This is a genomic window from Limnohabitans sp., assembly GCF_046052765.1.
In the GTDB taxonomy this organism is placed as follows: Bacteria; Pseudomonadota; Gammaproteobacteria; order Burkholderiales; family Burkholderiaceae_C; genus Limnohabitans.
The window spans coordinates 55,078-75,742 of sequence record NZ_JAVLFQ010000023.1; the positions used below are offsets into that span (position 1 = coordinate 55,078).

Below are 20,665 nucleotides of genomic sequence, written 5' to 3' on the forward strand. Positions count from 1 at the left end.
GTTGCTCAAACACCTTGTTTGAGCGATGCTTCAATAAAAGTATCTAGATCACCGTCTAGAACCTTTTGGGTATTGCTGATTTCTACATTGGTACGCAAATCCTTGATGCGACTCTGGTCAAGTACATAACTGCGTATTTGGTGGCCCCAGCCAACATCGGTTTTCGTGTCTTCAAGTTTTTGCTGCGCTTCCATGCGTTTGCGCATTTCAAAATCGTACAAGCGAGAGCGCAGGCGTTTCCAGGCAACATCGCGGTTGCTGTGCTGACTGCGTCCGTCCTGGCACTGAACCACGATACCGGTGGGTATGTGCGTCAGGCGTACAGCTGAATCGGTTTTGTTGATGTGTTGACCACCCGCGCCACTGGCACGGAAAGTGTCGGTGCGTACATCCGCTGGGTTGATGTCGATTTCAATCGAATCATCAATTTCGGGATAGACAAAAATACTTGCAAAACTGGTGTGTCGTCCGCCTGCAGAATCGAAAGGCGATTTGCGCACGAGTCTATGTACGCCAGTTTCTGTTCGCAGTAACCCGAATGCATATTCGCCCTCTATCTTCAATGTGGCGCCTTTGATGCCTGCCACATCGCCAGGGGACTCGTCTTCCAGCGTGGCTTTAAAGCCTTTGCGTTCAGCATATTTCAGGTACTGGCGCAGCAACACACTGGCCCAATCGCAGGCTTCGGTTCCACCAGCACCTGCTTGTATATCTAAAAACGCATTGAGTGGATCAGCCGGGTTGTTGAACATGCGGCGGAATTCAAGTTTTTCAATTTCAGCTTGTATACGCTGTGTATCTTCTTCAATGGTGATCAAACCGGCATCGTCGTTGTCGGCTTTGCTCATCTCAAAGAGCTCAGTGTTGTCATCTATCTCTTGATGAAGTCGGCTAATCACCAGCACGATATCGTCCAAGGATTTTTTTTCCTTGCCCAGTTCCTGTGCCTTCTTGGGGTCATTCCATACCGCAGGGTCTTCCAGCGATGCGTTAACTGTTCTCAGTCGCTCCGATTTGACATCGTAGTCAAAGATACCCCCGAAGGTCGAGGGTGCGGGCCCCAAGGTCGACCAATAAATTGCCAATGGTATTGATACGTTCTGCTTCCATGTGTAGCCTCAAAATACGTGAATAAGCACAGATTATCCTCTGAGCGCCATGGACGCCACTGAATTAACCGGCCAGCGCTTGCTCAGGTGGGTAATTGGCGGAGAGGTTACGCAGGCCAAGCAATACGTTGCCAATGATGATGATGGCTGGGCTGGTCAGTTTTTCTTCGGTAAAAACGGCATTTAATTGTGCAAGGTCTGTACAAACATGGCGTTGTGAAGGCAAACTGGCGTTTTGCACCACCGCTACCGGCGTGTCGGGGGAGAGGCCTACGAGTAAGCCCTGTTGCAACTGCTCAGCTGTTTGCACACCCATATAAATCACCAACGTCAATTGGCAATCATTGGCGGTGCGCGCGATCTGCGCCCAATTGACCGCAGGCATTGAACTAGGGTGCTGTGCCATGGATGCATGACCAGTGATGAATACCACCCCATGGGCATGGGCCCTGTGGGTCAGTGCAATTCCAAGGTCATGCGCTGCAGCCAAAGCGGCGGTGATGCCGTTGACCACAACAACCTCTATGCCTTGCGCTTGTAAATAGGTTTGTTCCTCACCAGCCCTGCCAAAAATCAAAGGATCACCGCCCTTGAGGCGAACCACAGTTTCGCCCGCCAAGGCTTCTTGGGCCATGAGCTTTTCGATAAATGCCTGCGGCGTTGAGCGGCAACCCCCACGTTTGCCGACATGAATAATGCGTACGTTTTTATCCGCATGCTTGAGTACATCGGGATGTACCAAATCATCAACGAGCAAGACGCTGGCAGACTGAATAGCTTTCACAGCCTTGAGGGTAAGCAAATCAGGGTCGCCAGGCCCGGCACCTACCAAGGTAACTTTGGCGCGTGAATTGGGAGGCAAGCAATGGGACATGGTCAGTTTGATGAAGTCATGGAAGAGGCAAGGTCAATCAGACGTTGAACTTGTGCCTCTATGGGTGCGGGAATCGTTGAGGGATCATCAAGCATTGCTTGAATAAATCTGGCATTTTCAGTTGCACTCATGCTGAATGGTAGGTTTGGAAAATGAACATCAACATCTGCTTGAGGCTCGTGTGTGTCGACAAGTTGACCACCTTGTAAGCGAATATCTTGACGCATACGTCGGGGGTCAGCCACCGGTTCTCCCTCTGTGCCCCGCAGCAACATAGCGTTTGCTTTTGCATTTTGCAGCGTCTTCAGCATGGTAATTTCATATTCAGGATGGGTATAACTGGCCACAAGCAATGCGGGACCCGTCACGGGATTCAACATTTTCACCAGACTGTGGGCTGAATTGCGCAATCCAATGGTGCGACGTACTTGCAAAAGTCGCCACAATCCTGGCAAGATCACGTCAATCGGAACATAAACCACTTCATTATTTTTCAATGGACGAACGTGTTGCAAGGCAGCCATGCCCAGCGCTTGCATCACTTGCGCACATGAAACCCTTGTGTCTTCAGTATTTCCACCGTGGACGATCACGCGCAGACCTTGCTTGGCTAAAAGCAAAGCGAGTAAAGGCGTGAGCAAGGGCAAACGTCTGGCCCCGTTGTAACTGGGAAGCACAACGATCGGTTGCGGGCTTTCGTTGATAAACCGTGTCATGCGAGCATCCATGGCATCCAAAAAACCAGCCATTTCATCGGCAGATTCGCCTTTGACGCGCATGGCTATGCAAAATGCACCGACTTCCAGGTCTGTCAAATAGCCGTCCAGCAGTTGTCCAAATAAATCGCTAGCCTGTTCGCGCGATAAATCTCGGGCGTTGTGCTTGCCACGTCCGATTTCTTTGATGTATTGGCTGATACTCATCCCCGCATTGTGGAACAAGCTTGATGACTTTCAGTTATGAAGCGAATGAGCCAAGGCTAAACTCCCCGACATGTGGATATTGGGTATTGAATCTTCTTGTGATGAAACCGGCGTGGCCTTGGTGCGCGCAGATGCAGACAAAGCGCTGCCAGTGCTGTTGGCGCAGGCTTTGCATACGCAAGCCGCGATGCACGAGGCCTATGGCGGCGTGGTGCCTGAACTCGCCAGCCGCGACCATATCCGACGGGTGCTGCCGCTGATTAAACAAGTCATGCATAGCTCAGGCGTCGGTTTGCCGCAGCTGGATGTGATTGCCTACACGCGTGGCCCAGGACTTGCCGGTGCGCTGCTGGTAGGCGCAGGAACGGCGTGCGCTTTGGCCGCTAGCTTGGGTAAGCCTGTGATGGGTATTCATCATTTAGAAGGGCACTTGTTGTCGCCTTTTCTCAGTGTGGATCCGCCGTCTTTTCCATTCGTCGCTTTGCTGGTGTCTGGGGGGCATACCCAATTGATGAAGGTGGACGAGGTTGGCAGTTATGAACTATTGGGTGAAACCATTGACGACGCCGCGGGTGAAGCATTTGACAAATCGGCCAAGCTCATGGGCCTGGGCTACCCCGGTGGACCTGCGCTGTCGGCGATCGCAGCACATGGCAACGCTCAGGCGTTTGCCTTGCCTAGGCCTTTATTGAACCAACCGAACCTTGATTTTTCTTTTGCGGGTTTAAAAACCGCGGTCTTGACGCAATCGCAGAAATTGGGCGCAGACTTGGAAAATCGCAAGGCGGACTTGGCTGCATCCACGCAAGCAGCCATTGTCGATGTGCTGGTGAAAAAATCGGTGAAAGCCCTGAAGCAAACCGGACTGAAAACACTGGTGGTCGCCGGTGGTGTGGGTGCCAATCGCGCTTTGCGCGAAATGTTGCAGGCCGATTGCGGCAAGATCGGCGCAAGGGTGCACTACCCCGAGCCAGATTTGTGCACCGATAACGGCGCCATGATCGCTATGGCAGCGGCCATGCGATTAAAGGCCGGGGTTGAAAGGCCCTCAACAAACTATGCGTTTGATGTGCTGCCGCGCTGGCCATTGGCACAAAATCCCGTTCAATTGACGCCATCCTAAACACTGCAAACACCATGCGCCAAGCCATTCTCGATTTACAAGCCTCCCGCATCCGTGATGTGGCCAATGCCGGTATAGGGCGCGCAGATGTGCTGGCCTTTTGGTTCGGTGAGAGTGATGAGGTCAGCCCGGACTTTATTCGGCAAGCGGCTATTGACTCTTTGCAGCAAGGTGAAACTTTTTATGCCCACAACCTAGGATTGCCCGAGTTACGCCAAGCAATTTCAAAGCAGATGCAGCAGCGTCATGGCGCGGAAATAGGTGCGAATCGAGTCGCTGTGACTTCCGGTGGCGTCAATGCGCTGATGTTGGCTATGCAAGCCCTTGTCGACCCTGGCGATCAAGTGGTTGTGATCACTCCAGTATGGCCCAACCTGACATCGCAACCTCTGATTTTGGGCGCACAACTGCGTACGCTGTGTTTGCAGCCGCAGCAAGGTCGGTGGAATTTGCCCATGCAGGAATTGCTTGAGGCTGTCACATCCCAAACAAAGTTATTGGTGATCAATTCGCCTAACAACCCGACTGGCTGGACCCTTAGCCGCGCAGAACAGCAAACCATCCTCGCACATTGCCGTCGAACTGGCACGTGGATTCTGGCGGATGAAGTGTATGAAAACTTGTATTACCTGCCGTCTGACAACCACTGCGCCCCCAGTTTTTTGGATATAGCTTCACCTGAAGACCGCTTAGTGGTGGCGCACAGCTTTTCCAAAAGTTTTTTGATGACAGGTTGGCGTTTAGGGTGGTTGGTCATGCCTGTTCAAATGACCGAACACATGGGCAAATTGATCGAATTCAACACCTCATGTGCCAGCGTCTTTGTGCAACGTGCTGGCGTGACGGCAATGTTACGCGCTGGCGAAATTGTGCCCTCTGTGGTGACGCAAATGTTGGCGTGTCGAAACCGATTATTTGCCGAATTGAGCGATATCCCTGGCTTGGAGTTGGCAATACCTGATGGCGGTATGTACGCTTTTTTCAGTATCCCAGGCCTCATTGACGATGTGCAGACCGCCAAGCAACTGGTTGCCCAAGCCGGGCTGGGATTGGCGCCGGGCAGCGCGTTTGCTCCCGAGGCGCAAGGTTGGCTGCGCTGGTGTTTTGCGTCAAAAGATCAGGACAGGCTGGGTGAAGGTGCAGAACGCATGAGACGATGGTTGGGCAAGCTATAATTGACAGGCTTGACCATTTTGGTTTCAAGTTCACGCCATCTGGCATTTCCGGCTGTTGGCGCATGTCAAATTTTTTGGAAAAACACCATGACAACATTAAACAAAGCCGAGGTCGTCAAGGCCAACGCACGTTCAGCCAACGACACTGGCAGTCCCGAAGTGCAAGTCGCGATTTTGACTGCACGCATCAATGAACTGACCCCCCATTTCAAAACACACGCCAAGGATCACCATGGCCGCCGTGGTTTGTTGCGTATGGTCAGCCGTCGACGCAAATTGCTCGACTACCTCAAATCCAAAGATGCAGATCGCTACACAGCGCTGATCGCCAAATTGGGTTTGCGCAAGTAACACCCTTTCTCATGCAACGCCTGAGCCTTCACTCAGGCGTTGGTTCATGGGGCAGGGCGCAGGCAAAGCAACTGATTCAGAGCGAAGCTGTGTCATTCCAAAAAAAGCAATGCATTTTTTTGGAATGGCATCGTGTTCTGACAGAGACTTTGGGCTTTTATGAAGTGGCCTTCACTTCTTCTATTCTGTTCAGGAATTCAACATGTCTTTATTCAACAAAGTAACCAAGACTTTCCAGTGGGGCCAACACACGGTCACCATGGAAACCGGCGAAATTGCACGCCAGTCCGGCGGCGCAGTGCTGGTCAATATCGACGACACCGTGGTGTTAGCCACTGTTGTGGGCTCTAAAAACTCCAAACCCGGGCAAGACTTTTTTCCATTGACTGTCGACTACATTGAGAAGACCTATGCCGCAGGCAAAATTCCCGGCAGCTTTTTCAAACGTGAAGCTAAACCCAGCGAGCACGAGACGCTGACCAGTCGCTTGATCGATCGTCCGATTCGTCCGCTTTTTCCCGAAGGCTTTTACAACGATGTGCATGTCGTTGTTCACACCATATCTCTCAACCCTGAAGTGGATGCCGATATCGCAGCCATGATCGGTGTATCTGCGGCTTTATGCATTTCAGGTATCCCATTCAACGGCCCCATAGGTGCCGCCCGCGTCGGCTACATCAACGGCGAGTACGTGCTCAACCCCGGTCAAACACAGCGCAAAGACAGCGTGTTGGAGTTGGTGGTTGCTGGTACTGAGGCCGCAGTTCTGATGGTCGAGTCCGAAGCATTGCAAATGTCTGAAGAAGTCATGCTCGGTGCTGTTGTGTTCGGTCACGAACAAAGCCGCATCGCCATCAACGCCATCCACGAACTGGTGCGCGACGCGGGCAAGCCTGTGTGGGACTGGCAGCCGCCTGCCAAGGACGAGCCTTTGATCGCCAAGGTCGCGGCATTGGCTGATGACAAGCTGTCAGCCGCCTACCAAATCCGCAATAAACAAAGCAGAACCCAAGCCTGCCGCGAAGCTTATGCAGCAGTCATGGAAGGTCTCAAAGCCGATGGTGTGGAGTTCGATAGCGTCAAGGTCGAGAGCATGTTGTTCGATATCGAAGCGCGAATCGTTCGCAGCCAAATTTTGGCTGGCGAACCGCGTATTGACGGCCGCGACACACGCACCGTGCGTCCTATCGAAATCCGCAACAGTGTGCTGCCACGCACCCACGGTTCGGCTTTGTTCACGCGCGGTGAAACCCAGGCACTGGTGATCACCACGCTGGGTACCGAACGCGATGCCCAGCGCATTGATGCGCTTGCTGGTGAGTTCGAAGACCGCTTCATGTTTCACTACAACATGCCCCCGTTCGCCACTGGCGAAGTCGGCCGTATGGGTAGCACCAAGCGTCGTGAAATCGGTCACGGCCGCTTGGCCAAACGTGCGCTTGCCGCTTGTTTGCCCACCAAAGAAGAGTTCCCCTACACCATGCGTGTGGTGTCTGAAATCACCGAGTCCAACGGTTCGTCCTCCATGGCTTCGGTTTGTGGCGGATGTTTGTCTTTGATGGACGCCGGTGTGCCGATGAAAGCTCACGTGGCTGGAATTGCCATGGGTTTGATCAAAGACGGTAACCGCTTTGCGGTGTTGACCGACATTTTGGGTGATGAAGATCACCTCGGCGACATGGACTTCAAAGTGGCCGGTACCACCAACGGTATCACGGCCTTACAAATGGACATCAAAATCCAGGGCATCACACAGGAAATCATGCAAGTCGCTTTGGCACAAGCCAAAGAAGCGCGTATGCACATTTTGGGCAAGATGCAAGACGCTATGGGTGAAGCCAAGACCGAGGTCAGCAACTTTGCGCCTAAGCTTTACACGATGAAGATCAACCCCGAGAAAATCAGGGACGTGATCGGCAAAGGCGGCGCAGTTATCCGTGCGCTGACTGAAGAAACAGGCTGCCAAATCAATATTGAGGAAGACGGCACCATCACCATTGCCGCCACTGATGGGGCCAAGGCCGACGAAGCCAAACGTCGCATTCAGGAAATCACTGCTGAAGTGGAAATTGGCAAAGTCTATGAAGGTCCGATCACCAAGATTCTTGACTTCGGTGCACTGGTGAATTTGTTGCCTGGTAAAGATGGTTTATTACACATCAGTCAGATCAGCCACGAGCGCATTGCCAAGGTGACAGATGTACTCGCTGAAGGCCAAATCGTGCGTGTCAAAGTGCTGGAGACCGATGAAAAAGGACGCATTAAGTTGTCAATGAAGGCTTTGCTCGACCGTCCTGAAGCGCCTGCTCACGACGAAGAGCAACCTCATCAGGAGTGATCCAGCGTGAGCAGCAAACTGATCGTAGGTAACTGGAAAATGAATGGCAGCCTGGCTGCCAATCAGGATCTTGTGCGTGCGGTGATGGCCGGTTTGTCTGCATCGTCTTGCAATGTCGTTGTGTGCGCGCCTTCGGTGTATTTGTCTCAATTGCAGCAACTCGCAACTGGATCAGCCTTGCTATGGGGTGCGCAAGATGTGTCAGCCTTCGAGCAAGGCGCCTACACAGGCGAGTTGTCAGCCGCGATGTTGCGCGAGTTCGGTGTGCGGTACGCCATCGTGGGTCACTCCGAACGTCGCCAATACCATGGCGAGACTGACGCTGTCGTAGCGACCAAAGCACAACGCGCCTTGGCTGCAGGTATCACTCCGATTGTGTGTGTGGGTGAAACTTTGGCCGAGCGCGAAGCCGGCCACACGGAAGATGTCGTGAAACGCCAACTGGCCGCAGTGATTCATACCAACGGTCATTGCATCAGTGAAATTGTGGTGGCGTATGAGCCCGTTTGGGCCATAGGCACCGGCAAGACCGCCAGTCCTGAGCAAGCGCAACAGGTTCATGCTTTGTTGCGCGGCCAGTTGAATGCGGCGAGCGCCCATCCAGAGCGCATCGCTTTGCTATACGGGGGCAGCATGAACGCTGCCAACGCGGCCAGTTTACTGGCGCAAAAAGATATTGATGGAGGGCTCATTGGTGGCGCCTCCCTCAAGCCAGTCGATTTTTTATCCATTGTTGCTGCGGCTTCGCACTGACATTCACGGAGTATTCATGAGTACGCTTCTTAATTTACTGCTGTTGGTTCAAATTTTGTCCGCTTTGGCCATGATCGGTTTGATTCTTGTTCAACATGGCAAAGGCGCCGACATGGGCGCAGCTTTCGGCAGTGGCAACTCTGGCAGTTTGTTCGGCGCATCCGGTGGCGCGAACTTCTTGTCACGCACTACTTCTGTGTTGGCTGCTGTTTTCTTTGTCTGCACCTTATTTCTGGCTTATTTTGGAAATTTGCGACCCACGGGCAACGACAGCGTACTTGAGCGAACTGCATTACCGGTCACGGTTCCTGCGACTGCAGGGGATCAAATTCCTGGGTCAACACCAGCGCCCGCGACAGCCAACCAGGCAGAACAAACACCTGCACCTGTTGCACCCGTGACCCCGCCAGCATCACAAATTCCAGCGAAATAACCAGGTCGTCAAATTTCAATCTACGCCTAGAGGTTGACGTTTTTTAAGGTTAAGATCACATGGATTACTGAGTGGTAATGCTTGGTAAAAAAGTAAACATTGCCGTCGTGGTGAAATTGGTAGACACGCTATCTTGAGGGGGTAGTGGCGAAAGCTGTGCGAGTTCGAGTCTCGCCGACGGCACCATCAGATTCCGCTGTCATCGTCTTGTCAGCACAATGTATGAAGCTGTTTAGATAATGACCTGCACACAGAGTATCCAATGAGCCTAGAGCAGTATCTTCCTGTTTTTTTATTCATTATGGTCGGTTTACTTGTTGGCGTTGCGCCTCAGTTGATCGGTGCAATTCTTGGCCCTCACAAACCTGACGCGGCTAAAAATTCCCCTTACGAATGTGGTTTTGAGGCATTTGACGATGCGCGTATGAAGTTCGATGTCCGCTATTACCTGGTCGCCATTCTTTTTATATTGTTTGATTTGGAAATTGCTTTTTTATTTCCTTGGGCGGTGTCTCTCAAAGAAATCGGTTTGACAGGGTTTGTGGCCATGATGATTTTTCTCGCCATTTTGGTGGTCGGTTTTGTCTACGAGTGGAAAAAGGGAGCCCTTGACTGGGAATGACACATGTCACTTGAAGGTGTTTTCAAAGAAGGCTTTATCACTACGTCTTATGACTCGGTGGTGAACTGGGCCAAAACAGGGTCACTTTGGCCCATGACTTTCGGTTTGGCCTGCTGCGCCGTCGAAATGATGCACGCTGGTGCGGCACGTTATGACATTGATCGCTTTGGCATGTTGTTCCGTCCAAGTCCGCGTCAATCTGATTTGATGATTGTGGCTGGCACTTTATGCAACAAGATGGCGCCCGCTTTGCGCAAGGTATACGACCAGATGTCTGAACCGCGCTGGGTTTTATCCATGGGGTCTTGTGCCAATGGTGGCGGCTATTACCACTACAGTTACTCGGTGGTGCGCGGTTGTGACCGGATCGTGCCTGTCGATGTGTATGTACCAGGTTGCCCGCCCACTGCCGAGGCTTTGCTCTACGGCATATTGCAATTGCAAACCAAGATTCGCCGTGAAAACACAATTGCACGTTGAATGTCACTATTTATGAGCATCACAGTTTCCATTGATACCTTGCAGTCTGCTCTCAAGCATGTACTGGGTGAGCGAATTCAAAAAATCGAGTTGGCTCTGGGCGAGTTGACGTTGACGGTGAAGGATGCTGACTATGCATCTGTGGCCTTGCAGTTGCGCGATCACCCTGAACTTGCCTTCGAACAATTGCTTGATTTGTGTGGCATGGATTACTCTGCCTATAAGGACGGCGCGCACTCTGTGTTCACAGATGCACCGCGTTATGCTGTGGTTTGTCACCTGCTGTCATTGACGCACAACTGGCGCTTGCGCTTGCGCGTTCATGCTACCGACGAGGAGATGCCACAGGTAGATTCGATCAATGGCATTTGGAGTTCAGCCAATTGGTTCGAGCGGGAAGCCTTTGACCTGTTTGGTATTTTGTTCAGAGACCATGAAGATCTTCGCCGCCTGCTGACTGACTACGGATTCATCGGCCATCCATTTCGCAAAGATTTCCCCACGTCAGGACATGTTGAAATGCGTTACGACGCAGAGCAAAAACGCGTTATTTACCAACCTGTCACCATTGAGCCCCGCGAGATCACGCCGCGCATCATCCGTGAAGACAACTACGGCGGATTGCACTAGCCATGGCTGATATTAAAAATTACACATTGAATTTAGGGCCGCAACATCCTGCAGCGCACGGGGTGTTGAGATTGGTGCTGGAACTTGATGGCGAAGTGGTTCAGCGTGCAGATCCGCATATAGGCTTGTTACACCGTGCCACTGAAAAGTTGGCAGAGAGTAAAACCTATATCCAATCGCTGCCTTACATGGACCGACTGGATTACGTGTCCATGATGTGCAACGAACACGCTTATTGCCTTGCAATAGAAAAGCTCATGGGTCTTGATGTTCCCCTGCGTGCGCAATACATACGTGTCATGTTCGCTGAGATCACCCGCATGCTCAACCATTTGTTGTGGTTAGGTGCGCACGGCTTTGACTGTGGCGCGATGAATATTTTGATTTATTGTTTCCGCGAACGTGAAGATTTGTACGATATGTACGAAGCAGTTTCCGGCGCACGTATGCATGCAGCGTATTTTCGACCCGGCGGCGTTTACCGCGATTTGCCTGACAAAATGCCGCAATACCAGGTTAGCAAAATCAAAAATGCGCGCGCGATTTCCCGCTTGAATGAAAACCGGCAAGGCTCGCTGCTCGACTTTATCGATGATTTCACCCAGCGTTTTCCTAAATACGTTGACGAGTATGAAACCTTACTGACGGACAACCGTATCTGGAAACAGCGCACCGTCGGCATAGGCGTTGTCACACCCGAGCGTGCCAAAAATCTAGGGTTCACCGGACCTATGTTGCGCGGGTCTGGCATCGCTTGGGATTTGCGTAAGCAACAACCTTATGACGTTTACGATCAAATGGATTTTGATGTGCCTGTGGGCTTGACCGGAGACTGTTACGACCGCTATCTGGTCCGCGTTGCAGAGCTTCGCCAGTCCAATCGCATCATCAGTCAATGTGTCAAGTGGTTGCGCAACAACCCAGGCCCTGTGATCACCGATAACCACAAAGTAGCACCGCCTAGCCGTGAGTCAATGAAGACCAGCATGGAAGAACTGATTCACCATTTCAAATTGTTCACCGAAGGTTTTCACGTGCCTGAGGGCGAGGCTTATGCTGCGGTAGAGCATCCCAAAGGCGAATTCGGCATTTACTTGGTCAGCGACGGGGCCAACAAACCCTACCGTTTGAAAATTCGTCCTCCTGGTTTTGCACATCTGGCGGCCATGGACGAGATGACACGCGGCCATATGATTTCAGACACGGTTGCCATCATCGGCACCATGGATATTGTGTTCGGGGAAATTGACCGATGAATCCAATCGCTTCCCATTTTTCGCCACAGACCATGCAGCGTTTTCAACACGAGTTGAACAAATACCCGACAGACCAAAAACAGTCTGCTGTGATTGCCTGTCTGGCCATACTTCAGGATGAAAATGGCTTCGTCACTGCTGAGCAAGAAAAAGCCTTGGCCACAGTGCTGGAGATGCCATACATGGCAGTCCACGAAGTTTTTACTTTCTACAACATGTTCAACCAAAAGCCGGTCGGGCAGTTCAAAATCAATGTGTGTACCAATTTACCTTGCCAGCTTCGTGGCGGTCAACAGGCCTTAGAGCATTTATGCCATCAATTGGATATCGAAGTGGGCGAAACCACTGCCGACGGTAAATTCACACTTCAACCAGGTGAATGCATGGGTGCTTGTGCGGACGCACCGGTTTTATTGGTCAACGACCGCAGCATGTGCAGTTTCATGAGCCATGACAAACTCGATCAACTGATTGACGGCCTGTCACAGGCGGAGGCAAAGCCATGAATGTTCAGCAACTGTTGTCGCAATTTCAGGCCAAAGGTCTGGAAAGTTGTTTCCACGGACGGCATATCAATCCGCAAATTTATGACGGCTTGAATGGCCGAAACTGGTCATTGAATGACTATATTTCGCGCGGTGGGTACCAAGCTTTGCGAACCATTCTCGGCTTGGATGGTCAAGCAGCATGGACGCAAGATCAGGTGATTGCTTGCTTGAAAGAGTCTGGCCTGCGTGGTCGCGGTGGCGCCGGATTCCCCACTGGCTTGAAGTGGAGCTTCATGCCACGTTTATTCAATGGTCAAAAATACCTGGTGTGCAATTCGGACGAAGGCGAACCAGGTACATGCAAAGACCGCGATATTTTGGAATTCAACCCGCATATCGTCATTGAAGGCATGGCGATTGCTGCCTACGCCATGGGCATCACTGTTGGCTACAACTACATACACGGCGAAATATTTCAAACCTACGAACGCTTTGAAGTTGCATTGGTCGAAGCGCGTAATGCTGGTTTCTTGGGAGACCGCATACAAGGCAGCGACTTCAGTTTTCAATTGCATGCAGCGCATGGTTTCGGTGCCTATATTTGCGGCGAAGAAACTGCCTTGCTTGAATCATTAGAAGGTAAAAAAGGCCAACCACGTTTCAAGCCGCCGTTTCCCGCCAGCTTTGGTGTGTATGGCAAACCGACCACCATCAACAACACCGAAACCTTTGCTGCAGTGCCGTGGATCATCAGAAACGGCGGCGCTGCTTACTTGGCTTGCGGTAAACCGAACAACGGCGGCACCAAGATTTTTTCTGTGAGTGGTGATGTGGCCTTGCCAGGTAATTACGAAGTCCCTATGGGTACCCCTTTCTCGAAATTACTCGAACTCGCTGGTGGCGTGCAAGGTGGTGCGTTGAAAGCGGTGATTCCTGGCGGTTCCTCCGCGCCGGTATTACCTGCTTCGGTCATGATGGACATCACCATGGATTACGACGCCATTGCCAAGGCAGGTTCTATGCTCGGTTCCGGCGCTGTCATTGTCATGAATGACACCCGTTGCATGGTGAAAAGCCTACAGCGTTTGTCTGCGTTTTATATGCATGAATCTTGTGGTCAATGCACGCCCTGCCGTGAAGGTACGGGCTGGTTGTCTCGCATGGTCGACCGCATTGAAAATGGACACGGTAAACCCTCAGACATGGATTTGTTGGACAGCGTGGCAGAAAACATCATGGGTCGCACCATTTGCGCATTGGGGGACGCTGCAGCTATGCCTGTGCGCGGCATGCTCAAGCACTTCCGCGCCGAATTTGAACACCACATCACGCACAAGACCTGTATGGTCTCGTCGCATGCACCTGCAGGTCAGCACCATGATTGAAATACAGATTGACGGTAAGTCCGTGCAAGTGGCTGAAGGCAGCGTGGTCATACAAGCGGCAGAGCAGGCAGGCACGTTTATTCCGCATTTTTGTTACCACCGCAAACTCAGCATCGCCGCTAATTGCCGCATGTGCTTGGTTGATATCGAAAAAGCACCCAAGCCCATGCCGGCATGTGCCACGCCAGTCACCCAAGGCATGGTGGTGCACACCAAATCAGAACGTGCCATCAAAGCGCAAAAATCGGTGATGGAATTTCTGTTAATCAATCATCCGCTCGATTGCCCCATTTGCGATCAAGGCGGTGAATGCCAGTTACAGGATTTAGCCGTTGGTTATGGCGGCAGTGCTTCTCGTTACGAAGAAGAAAAGCGTGTGGTGTTTCACAAAGATGTGGGGCCGCTCATCAGCATGGAAGAAATGAGCCGTTGCATCCATTGCACGCGTTGCGTGCGTTTTGGTCAAGAGATTGCGGGCAACATGGAACTGGGAATGTCGCACCGAGGTGAACATTCTGAAATTGAGGCTTTTGTTGGCGAAACTGTCGACTCTGAACTGTCGGGCAACATGATCGATATTTGCCCGGTGGGCGCGCTCACAAGCAAGCCCTTTCGCTACCAGGCGCGCACCTGGGAACTCAGTCGTCGCAAATCGATCAGTCCCCATGACGCTACGGGAGCCAATCTGATACTGCAGGTGAAAAACAACCGCGTAATGCGCGTGGTACCGCTTGAAAATGAAGAAGTCAATGAATGCTGGATCGCCGACCGCGACCGCTTCAGTTACGAAGCCTTAAACAGCGACGATCGATTGACGCAACCTATGTTGAAACAGAACGGTCAATGGGTCACGGTAGATTGGTCTACCGCGCTTGAATACATTGCCAACGGCATTCAACATATCAAGGCTGACCATGGTGCGTCCGCGTTGGCTTGCTTAGCCAGTCCCCACAGTACCCTTGAAGAGTTGTACTTGGCAACGCAATTCATGCGTGCACTGGGCAGCGACAACATAGACAGTCGATTGCGTGCAGCCGATTTTCAACATGATGGCAAGGTGCGTTGGTTGGGTACTTCTGTGGCATCACTGTCTACGCTCAACCGAGCATTGATCATCGGATCAAACATTCGCAAGGATCACCCCTTGCTGGCGCAACGTATTCGTCAGGCTGTGCGCCGTGGCGCCAAAGTGCATGCATTGAATGCACGTCATGAAGACTGGGCCATGCCATTGGCTGAAGTCTTGGTGTCAGACAGCGGCGTCTGGGTTCAAGCCTTGGCCGATATCGCTGCAGCAGTTGCACAACAAAAGAATGTGCAAGCGCCAGTATCTGCTAACGCTTCAAATGAAGTGGCACAAGCTATTGCCGTTTCTTTGTTGTCTGGCGAACGCAAGGCAGTGTTGCTTGGCAACGCGGCGGCGCATCACCCCAAAGCGTCGAGTTTGCTTGCGTTGGCCAATTTCATAGCCGAACATACCGGGGCCAGTGTGGGTTATCTGGGTGAAGCGGCAAATACGGTGGGTGCTCAGCTGGTGTCTGCGCGTCCTTTGCAAGGCGGCTTGAATGCATCACAAATGCTGCAAGCTTCAACATTGAAAGCCATGTTGTTGTTGAACACCGAGCCTTCTGATGATTGCGCTGTCACTTCACATAACTTAGCCAATGTAGACATGGTTGTGACCCTGTCACCGTTCAAAACCAATCTCGACATCAGTGATGTCTTATTGCCGATATCACCCTTCACAGAAACCGCAGGTACGTTTGTCAATACCGAAGGGCGTGCGCAAAGTTTCCACGGTGTCGTCAAGCCATTGGGTGAAACACGACCTGCCTGGAAAGTATTGCGCGTATTGGGCAGCATGATGAAGTTACCTGGTTTCACCATGGAAACCATTGAAGAAGTTCGCGCTTTAGCCTTACCCCCCAACTTGACGTCGCATTTATCTAACGCAACGCATGCCAAGATAGATCTGACACCTGCATCACAGGCGCCAGTGACGGCTGCTATTTACCAACTCGACGGTCTGGTGCGCCGATCGCATGCGCTACAGCAAACGGCAGATGCTAACGATGGCCGCATCCATGGTTGATACCTTGTTTCATCTGGGCGCAAACCTGATCGCTGATGCATGGTGGGTCAATCTTGCTTGGCCGGTGATTTGGATATTGATGAAAATTGTGGCGGTTGTATTGCCTTTATTGGGTTGCGTGGCGTATTTGACTTTGTGGGAACGCAAGGCTATTGGATTCACACAAATTCGTCTGGGACCCAACCGAACAGGGCCCGCTGGTTTACTGCAACCTATTGCAGACGCATTAAAAATTTTGACCAAGGAAATTATTCTTCCTACCAAGGCCAGTTCTGGTCTTTTCTTTCTCGGGCCTGTGATGACCATCATGCCGGTCATGGCTGCTTGGGCGGTGATACCTTTCGGACCAGAAGTTGTATTGGCCGATGTCAATGCTGGATTACTGTTTCTCATGGCCATCACATCGCTAGAGGTCTACGGCATCATCATCGCGGGATGGTCATCCAATTCCAAATACGCATTTCTAGGCGCTTTGCGTGCATCTTCGCAAATGGTCAGTTATGAAATCGCCATGGGGTTTTGTTTGGTGGTGGTTCTGATGGTGTCAGGCAGTTTGAATATGACTGACATAGTGATGGGGCAGGGTAAGGGCATGTTTGCCAGCCAAGGTCTGGGCTTTTTGTCTTGGAACTGGTTGCCCTTGTTGCCCATATTTGTCGTTTACTTCATTGCCAGTCTGGCCGAAACCAATCGCCATCCTTTTGATGTGGTTGAAGGTGAATCCGAAATTGTCGCTGGCCACATGATTGAATATTCGGGTATGTCGTTTGCCTTGTTCTTTCTCGGCGAATACGCCAATATGATTTTGGTGTCCACCATAGCCGTACTGATGTTTCTAGGCGGTTGGTTGCCGCCTGTTGATTCGGTCTTTCTTGCTTGGGTACCGGGTTGGATTTGGTTGGCTGTCAAAATATTCGTCGTAGTCACCATGTTTCTGTGGGTGCGTGCCACCTTCCCACGCTTTCGTTACGATCAAATCATGCGTCTGGGTTGGAAAATATTTATACCAGTGACACTGGTCTGGTTGGTGATCATTGGCGCTTGGATGCAAACTCCTTGGAACATCTGGACTTGATGCAAATACAACTATGAGAACGTATGCTTCCACCACCACCCCAGCACCATTTTCTTGGGCAGACTTTTTCTCTAGCTTTTTGTTGCTTGAGTTCTTCAAAGGTTTTGCCATCACCGGTAAATATATGTTTGCCCGCAAGATCACGGTGCAATTTCCGGAAGAAAAAACACCTCTAAGTCCCCGTTTTCGCGGCCTGCACGCGCTCAGGCGTTATGACAATGGTGAAGAGCGTTGCATCGCCTGCAAACTGTGCGAGGCGGTGTGTCCTGCCATGGCTATCACCATTGAATCCGATGTGCGTGAGGATGGATCACGCCGCACCACGCGTTATGACATTGATTTGACCAAATGTATTTTTTGCGGCTTTTGCGAAGAAAGCTGTCCAGTGGACTCGATTGTGGAAACACATATTTTTGAGTACCACGGCGAAAAACGCGGCGATTTGTATTTCACCAAAGAAATGCTGTTGGCTGTAGGTGACAAATACGAACCGCAGATTGCGGCGCATAAGGCAGCCGATGCCAAATACCGCTAACAACAGGGACTGATAAGCACATGGAAGTCAAGTCAGCGCTTTTCTATCTTTTCTCGGCAGTGATGTTGTTTGCCGCGCTTCGGGTCATCACCGCACGCAACCCTGTGCACGCCGCTTTGTATTTGGTGCTGGCATTCTTCCAAGCCTCAGGTATTTGGATGCTGCTCAAGGCAGAGTTTTTATCTATCACCTTGGTGCTGGTGTACGTCGGTGCGGTGATGGTGTTGTTCCTCTTCGTGGTGATGATGATAGATATCAACATGGACGAACTCAAGCGGGGTTTTTGGAACCACTTTCCACTGGCTGCTTCTATTGGTACCGTGTTGGCGTTGGAGTTGGCTTCTGTATTGCTTGGCGGTTTCCGAAGTGTTCCTGCTGTGACAGAAAATCCATTGGCTGGAGCTACGCCATTTTCTAACACCAAAGAATTGGGACAAGTTTTATATACCCATTTTTTATATCCACTAGAAATTGCGGCAGTGATCTTGCTGGTAGCGATAGTCGCTGCGATTGCATTGACCATGCGTGAGCGCAAGGACAGTAAAGCACAAAACCCTGGCGATCAAGTCCGAGTCAAAGCATCTGATCGGCTTCGCATGGTCAAAATGGAGCCGGTGCACCAAACCCTTGTTGCTCCGCAAGCGGAGGAACCAAAACCATGAATATCACTCTGGGGCATTACCTCACGCTGGGTGCTGTGCTGTTTGCGCTGTCAGTGATAGGGATTTTTTTGAATCGTAAAAATTTGATTGTGTTGTTGATGGCGATTGAATTGATGCTGTTGGCAGTCAATACCAACTTTGTGGCTTTCTCGCATTACCTGGGCGATATGCAAGGCCAGATATTTGTTTTCTTCATTCTGACTGTGGCTGCAGCTGAATCGGCCATTGGTTTGGCCATACTTGTGCTGTTGTTTCGCAACCGATCAAGCGTCAATGTCGACGAGCTCAATAGCCTCAAAGGTTGACCCTGTTACATACCATGAGCCAATCTATACAAACCTCGACACTGATTACTGTTGCTTTGGCCCCTTTGGCGGGCTCACTGTTAGCGGGTATTTGGGGCACTCAACTTGGTGGCGCAGGGCTGGGTCGTCGCTGGTCACATAGCTTGACTATTTTGGGTGTTTTCATTTCTTTTGTGTTGTCAGTGCTGACATTGCAAGACGTGGTGGTTGACGGTGCTCGCTTCAATCAAACGCTGTACACCTGGATGGAGGTCGGCGGACTGAAGATGGAGATCGGTTTCATGGTCGATGGCCTGACCGCCATGATGATGTGCGTCGTCAGTTTCGTGTCGCTGATGGTGCACATCTACACCATCGGATACATGGAAGAGGACGAGGGCTACAACCGTTTCTTTGCCTATATTTCTTTGTTTACTTTCGCCATGTTGATGTTGGTGATGAGCAACAACATGCTGCAACTGTTCTTCGGTTGGGAAGCGGTCGGACTGGTGTCTTACCTGTTGATCGGTTTCTGGTTCAACAAGCCCAGTGCAGTGTTTGCCAATATGAAAGCCTTTCTCGTTAACCGCGTGGGGGACTTTGGTTTTATTCTTGGTATCGGGTTGATTGCTGCTTATGCTGGCACATTAAATTACACAGAGGTGTTTGCTAAGACATCCGAGTTGGCTGTGTTGTCCCTGCCCGGCACAGATTGGATGCTGGTCACCGTCATCTGTATTTGTTTGTTCGTTGGAGCGATGGGCAAATCGGCGCAATTTCCTTTGCATGTCTGGTTACCCGATTCCATGGAAGGCCCAACGCCTATTTCTGCGCTAATTCATGCAGCCACCATGGTCACGGCCGGTATCTTTATGGTCGCGCGCATGTCGCCCTTGTTCGAGTTGTCTGATACAGCATTGAATTTGGTGCTCATCGTGGGTTCCATCACCGCTTTGTTCATGGGCTTTTTGGGAATCGTGCAAAACGACATCAAACGAGTGGTTGCTTATTCCACCTTGTCCCAATTGGGGTACATGACTGTTGCACTTGGCGCATCCGCATACTCAGTGGCTGTGTTTCATTTGATGACGCATGCATTTTTCAAAGCCTTGCTGTTCCTCGCAGCCGGCTCAGTCATCATGGGTGTACACCATAACCAGGACATTCGCTACATGGGTGGATTGCGCAAATACATGCCCATCACTTGGCTGACCTCTTTATTAGGTTCATTGGCTCTCATTGGCACACCGTTTTTTTCAGGTTTTTATTCCAAAGACAGCATCATTGAGGCTGTGGCTGCCAGCCATTTACCCGCTGCGCAATGGGCACATTTTGCGGTGCTGGCTGGTGTGTTTGTCACTGCGTTTTACTCGTTTCGCATGTACTTTCTGGTGTTCCATGGTAAAGAGCGTTTTGATCATGATCCCCATGCCCACCACGATAGCCACGGGCATTCACACACACCGCATGAATCGCCTTGGGTGGTGACCTTGCCACTGGTTTTATTGGCCATTCCTTCGGTCGGGATCGGCTATCTCACTATGGATGACATGTTGTTCGGTGATTTCTTCAGCGATGCCATTCGTGTGAATGCTGTAGCTCATCCAGCCATGACTGAATTGCGTGAAGCATTCCATAGCCCATGGGCAATGGCGGAACATGCACTCACGTCTGTTCCTTTTGGTTTGGCAATGGCTGGGGTATTGACTGCTTTTTATATGTACATGGTTCATCCTGCAGTTCCCGCTTTCATTCAACGTCGTTTGTCACCCCTGCATTCGTTATTGATGAATAAATATTTCCTGGATGATTTCAATGAAAAGATTCTTGCGCGTGGAACACGTTGGCTGGCGACAGGATTGTGGAAGGGCGGGGACCAAGGTGTGATTGATGGTTGGATTGTCAACGGTTCTTGGCATGTGATTGCCAAATGTGCCTCTATGGCTCGCCGTTTGCAAACTGGTTTTCTATACCACTACGCTTTGATGATGATCTTGGGTATGTTTGGTCTTGTGACCTGGTTTGTATGGATTCACCATTGAATTTTGATATGTCATCACTTACACATTCACTCAGA

At 51.1% G+C, this 20,665-nt stretch carries 21 protein-coding genes and 1 tRNA gene; 19 read left to right on the forward strand and 3 right to left on the reverse strand.

Features of this window, described 5'->3' with window-relative positions; all coding sequences use genetic code 11:
• Positions 1-5: 5 nt before the first annotated feature.
• The 3 genes from prfB to ybiB form a co-directional block, all read right to left on the reverse strand.
• Positions 6-1,110 (reverse strand): peptide chain release factor 2 gene (gene prfB, locus AC9UG7_RS02295; RefSeq protein ID WP_509583671.1). Its coding sequence is split into 2 segments (ribosomal slippage): positions 6-1,028 and positions 1,030-1,110, totalling 1,104 coding nucleotides; the frame shifts between segments, so codons are not numbered across the junction.
• Positions 1,111-1,173: 63 nt separating this feature from the next.
• Positions 1,174-1,983 (reverse strand): uroporphyrinogen-III C-methyltransferase, encoded by an 810-nt coding sequence (gene cobA / locus AC9UG7_RS02300; protein ID WP_509583673.1) that lies wholly within the window; start codon positions 1,981-1,983, stop codon positions 1,174-1,176.
• 2 nt (positions 1,984-1,985) lie between these two features.
• Complete coding sequence (gene ybiB / locus AC9UG7_RS02305) at positions 1,986-2,906, reverse strand: DNA-binding protein YbiB (RefSeq protein WP_509583675.1); 921 nt, start codon at positions 2,904-2,906, stop codon at positions 1,986-1,988.
• 70 nt (positions 2,907-2,976) lie between these two features.
• Here ybiB and tsaD point away from each other — a divergent pair, with 70 nt between their 5' ends.
• The 19 genes from tsaD to nuoL all read left to right on the forward strand — a co-directional run bounded on the left by tsaD (position 2,977) and on the right by nuoL (position 20,630).
• The gene (tsaD, locus tag AC9UG7_RS02310) at positions 2,977-4,029 is read left to right on the forward strand and encodes a tRNA (adenosine(37)-N6)-threonylcarbamoyltransferase complex transferase subunit TsaD (protein WP_509583676.1); all 1,053 of its coding nucleotides are present in this window, start codon (positions 2,977-2,979) and stop codon (positions 4,027-4,029) included.
• Positions 4,023-5,204 (forward strand): pyridoxal phosphate-dependent aminotransferase, encoded by a 1,182-nt coding sequence (locus AC9UG7_RS02315; protein ID WP_509583742.1) that lies wholly within the window; start codon positions 4,023-4,025, stop codon positions 5,202-5,204. Before tsaD ends, AC9UG7_RS02315 begins: the two co-directional genes overlap by 7 nt.
• Positions 5,205-5,291: 87 nt before the next feature.
• Positions 5,292-5,555 carry a 30S ribosomal protein S15 gene (gene rpsO, locus AC9UG7_RS02320; RefSeq protein WP_509583678.1) on the forward strand — a complete coding sequence of 88 codons (264 nt, stop codon included), beginning with the start codon at positions 5,292-5,294 and terminating at the stop codon, positions 5,553-5,555.
• A 202-nt stretch (positions 5,556-5,757) separates the two neighbouring features.
• Positions 5,758-7,893, forward strand: a complete 2,136-nt coding sequence (pnp, locus tag AC9UG7_RS02325; RefSeq protein WP_509583680.1) for a polyribonucleotide nucleotidyltransferase — start codon at positions 5,758-5,760, stop codon at positions 7,891-7,893.
• Positions 7,894-7,899: 6 nt separating this feature from the next.
• Positions 7,900-8,646: a triose-phosphate isomerase gene (gene tpiA, locus AC9UG7_RS02330; RefSeq protein WP_509583682.1), complete on the forward strand. Its 747-nt coding sequence runs from the start codon at positions 7,900-7,902 to the stop codon at positions 8,644-8,646.
• Positions 8,647-8,662: 16 nt separating this feature from the next.
• Positions 8,663-9,079, forward strand: coding sequence for a preprotein translocase subunit SecG (secG, locus tag AC9UG7_RS02335; protein WP_509583684.1), 417 nt, complete (start codon positions 8,663-8,665; stop codon positions 9,077-9,079).
• Positions 9,080-9,180: 101 nt separating this feature from the next.
• A tRNA-Leu gene (locus tag AC9UG7_RS02340) sits at positions 9,181-9,265 on the forward strand.
• A 76-nt stretch (positions 9,266-9,341) separates the two neighbouring features.
• A complete protein-coding gene (locus AC9UG7_RS02345) occupies positions 9,342-9,701 on the forward strand; it encodes an NADH-quinone oxidoreductase subunit A (protein ID WP_509583686.1) in 360 nt (119 codons plus the stop codon).
• A 3-nt stretch (positions 9,702-9,704) separates the two neighbouring features.
• Positions 9,705-10,181, forward strand: coding sequence for a NuoB/complex I 20 kDa subunit family protein (locus AC9UG7_RS02350; RefSeq protein ID WP_509583688.1), 477 nt, complete (start codon positions 9,705-9,707; stop codon positions 10,179-10,181).
• 12 nt (positions 10,182-10,193) lie between these two features.
• Positions 10,194-10,811: an NADH-quinone oxidoreductase subunit C gene (locus AC9UG7_RS02355; RefSeq protein ID WP_509583689.1), complete on the forward strand. Its 618-nt coding sequence runs from the start codon at positions 10,194-10,196 to the stop codon at positions 10,809-10,811.
• Positions 10,812-10,813: 2 nt separating this feature from the next.
• Complete coding sequence (locus AC9UG7_RS02360) at positions 10,814-12,067, forward strand: NADH-quinone oxidoreductase subunit D (RefSeq protein ID WP_509583691.1); 1,254 nt, start codon at positions 10,814-10,816, stop codon at positions 12,065-12,067.
• Positions 12,064-12,573: an NADH-quinone oxidoreductase subunit NuoE family protein gene (locus AC9UG7_RS02365; RefSeq protein WP_509583693.1), complete on the forward strand. Its 510-nt coding sequence runs from the start codon at positions 12,064-12,066 to the stop codon at positions 12,571-12,573. Before AC9UG7_RS02360 ends, AC9UG7_RS02365 begins: the two co-directional genes overlap by 4 nt.
• The gene (gene nuoF, locus AC9UG7_RS02370) at positions 12,570-13,940 is read left to right on the forward strand and encodes an NADH-quinone oxidoreductase subunit NuoF (RefSeq protein WP_509583695.1); all 1,371 of its coding nucleotides are present in this window, start codon (positions 12,570-12,572) and stop codon (positions 13,938-13,940) included. Before AC9UG7_RS02365 ends, nuoF begins: the two co-directional genes overlap by 4 nt.
• The gene (gene nuoG / locus AC9UG7_RS02375) at positions 13,933-16,032 is read left to right on the forward strand and encodes an NADH-quinone oxidoreductase subunit NuoG (protein WP_509583697.1); all 2,100 of its coding nucleotides are present in this window, start codon (positions 13,933-13,935) and stop codon (positions 16,030-16,032) included. Before nuoF ends, nuoG begins: the two co-directional genes overlap by 8 nt.
• Positions 16,025-17,107 carry an NADH-quinone oxidoreductase subunit NuoH gene (gene nuoH, locus AC9UG7_RS02380; RefSeq protein ID WP_509583744.1) on the forward strand — a complete coding sequence of 361 codons (1,083 nt, stop codon included), beginning with the start codon at positions 16,025-16,027 and terminating at the stop codon, positions 17,105-17,107. The genes nuoG and nuoH overlap by 8 nt, the downstream gene beginning before the upstream one ends.
• A gap of 13 nt (positions 17,108-17,120) precedes the next feature.
• Complete coding sequence (gene nuoI / locus AC9UG7_RS02385) at positions 17,121-17,642, forward strand: NADH-quinone oxidoreductase subunit NuoI (RefSeq protein ID WP_509583699.1); 522 nt, start codon at positions 17,121-17,123, stop codon at positions 17,640-17,642.
• Positions 17,643-17,662: 20 nt separating this feature from the next.
• Positions 17,663-18,304, forward strand: coding sequence for an NADH-quinone oxidoreductase subunit J (locus AC9UG7_RS02390; RefSeq protein ID WP_509583700.1), 642 nt, complete (start codon positions 17,663-17,665; stop codon positions 18,302-18,304).
• Complete coding sequence (gene nuoK, locus AC9UG7_RS02395) at positions 18,301-18,609, forward strand: NADH-quinone oxidoreductase subunit NuoK (protein WP_509583702.1); 309 nt, start codon at positions 18,301-18,303, stop codon at positions 18,607-18,609. Before AC9UG7_RS02390 ends, nuoK begins: the two co-directional genes overlap by 4 nt.
• Before the next feature lie 14 nt (positions 18,610-18,623).
• Entirely contained in the window at positions 18,624-20,630 is a 2,007-nt protein-coding gene (gene nuoL / locus AC9UG7_RS02400; RefSeq protein ID WP_509583704.1) for an NADH-quinone oxidoreductase subunit L, read from the forward strand.
• Positions 20,631-20,665 lie beyond the last annotated feature (35 nt).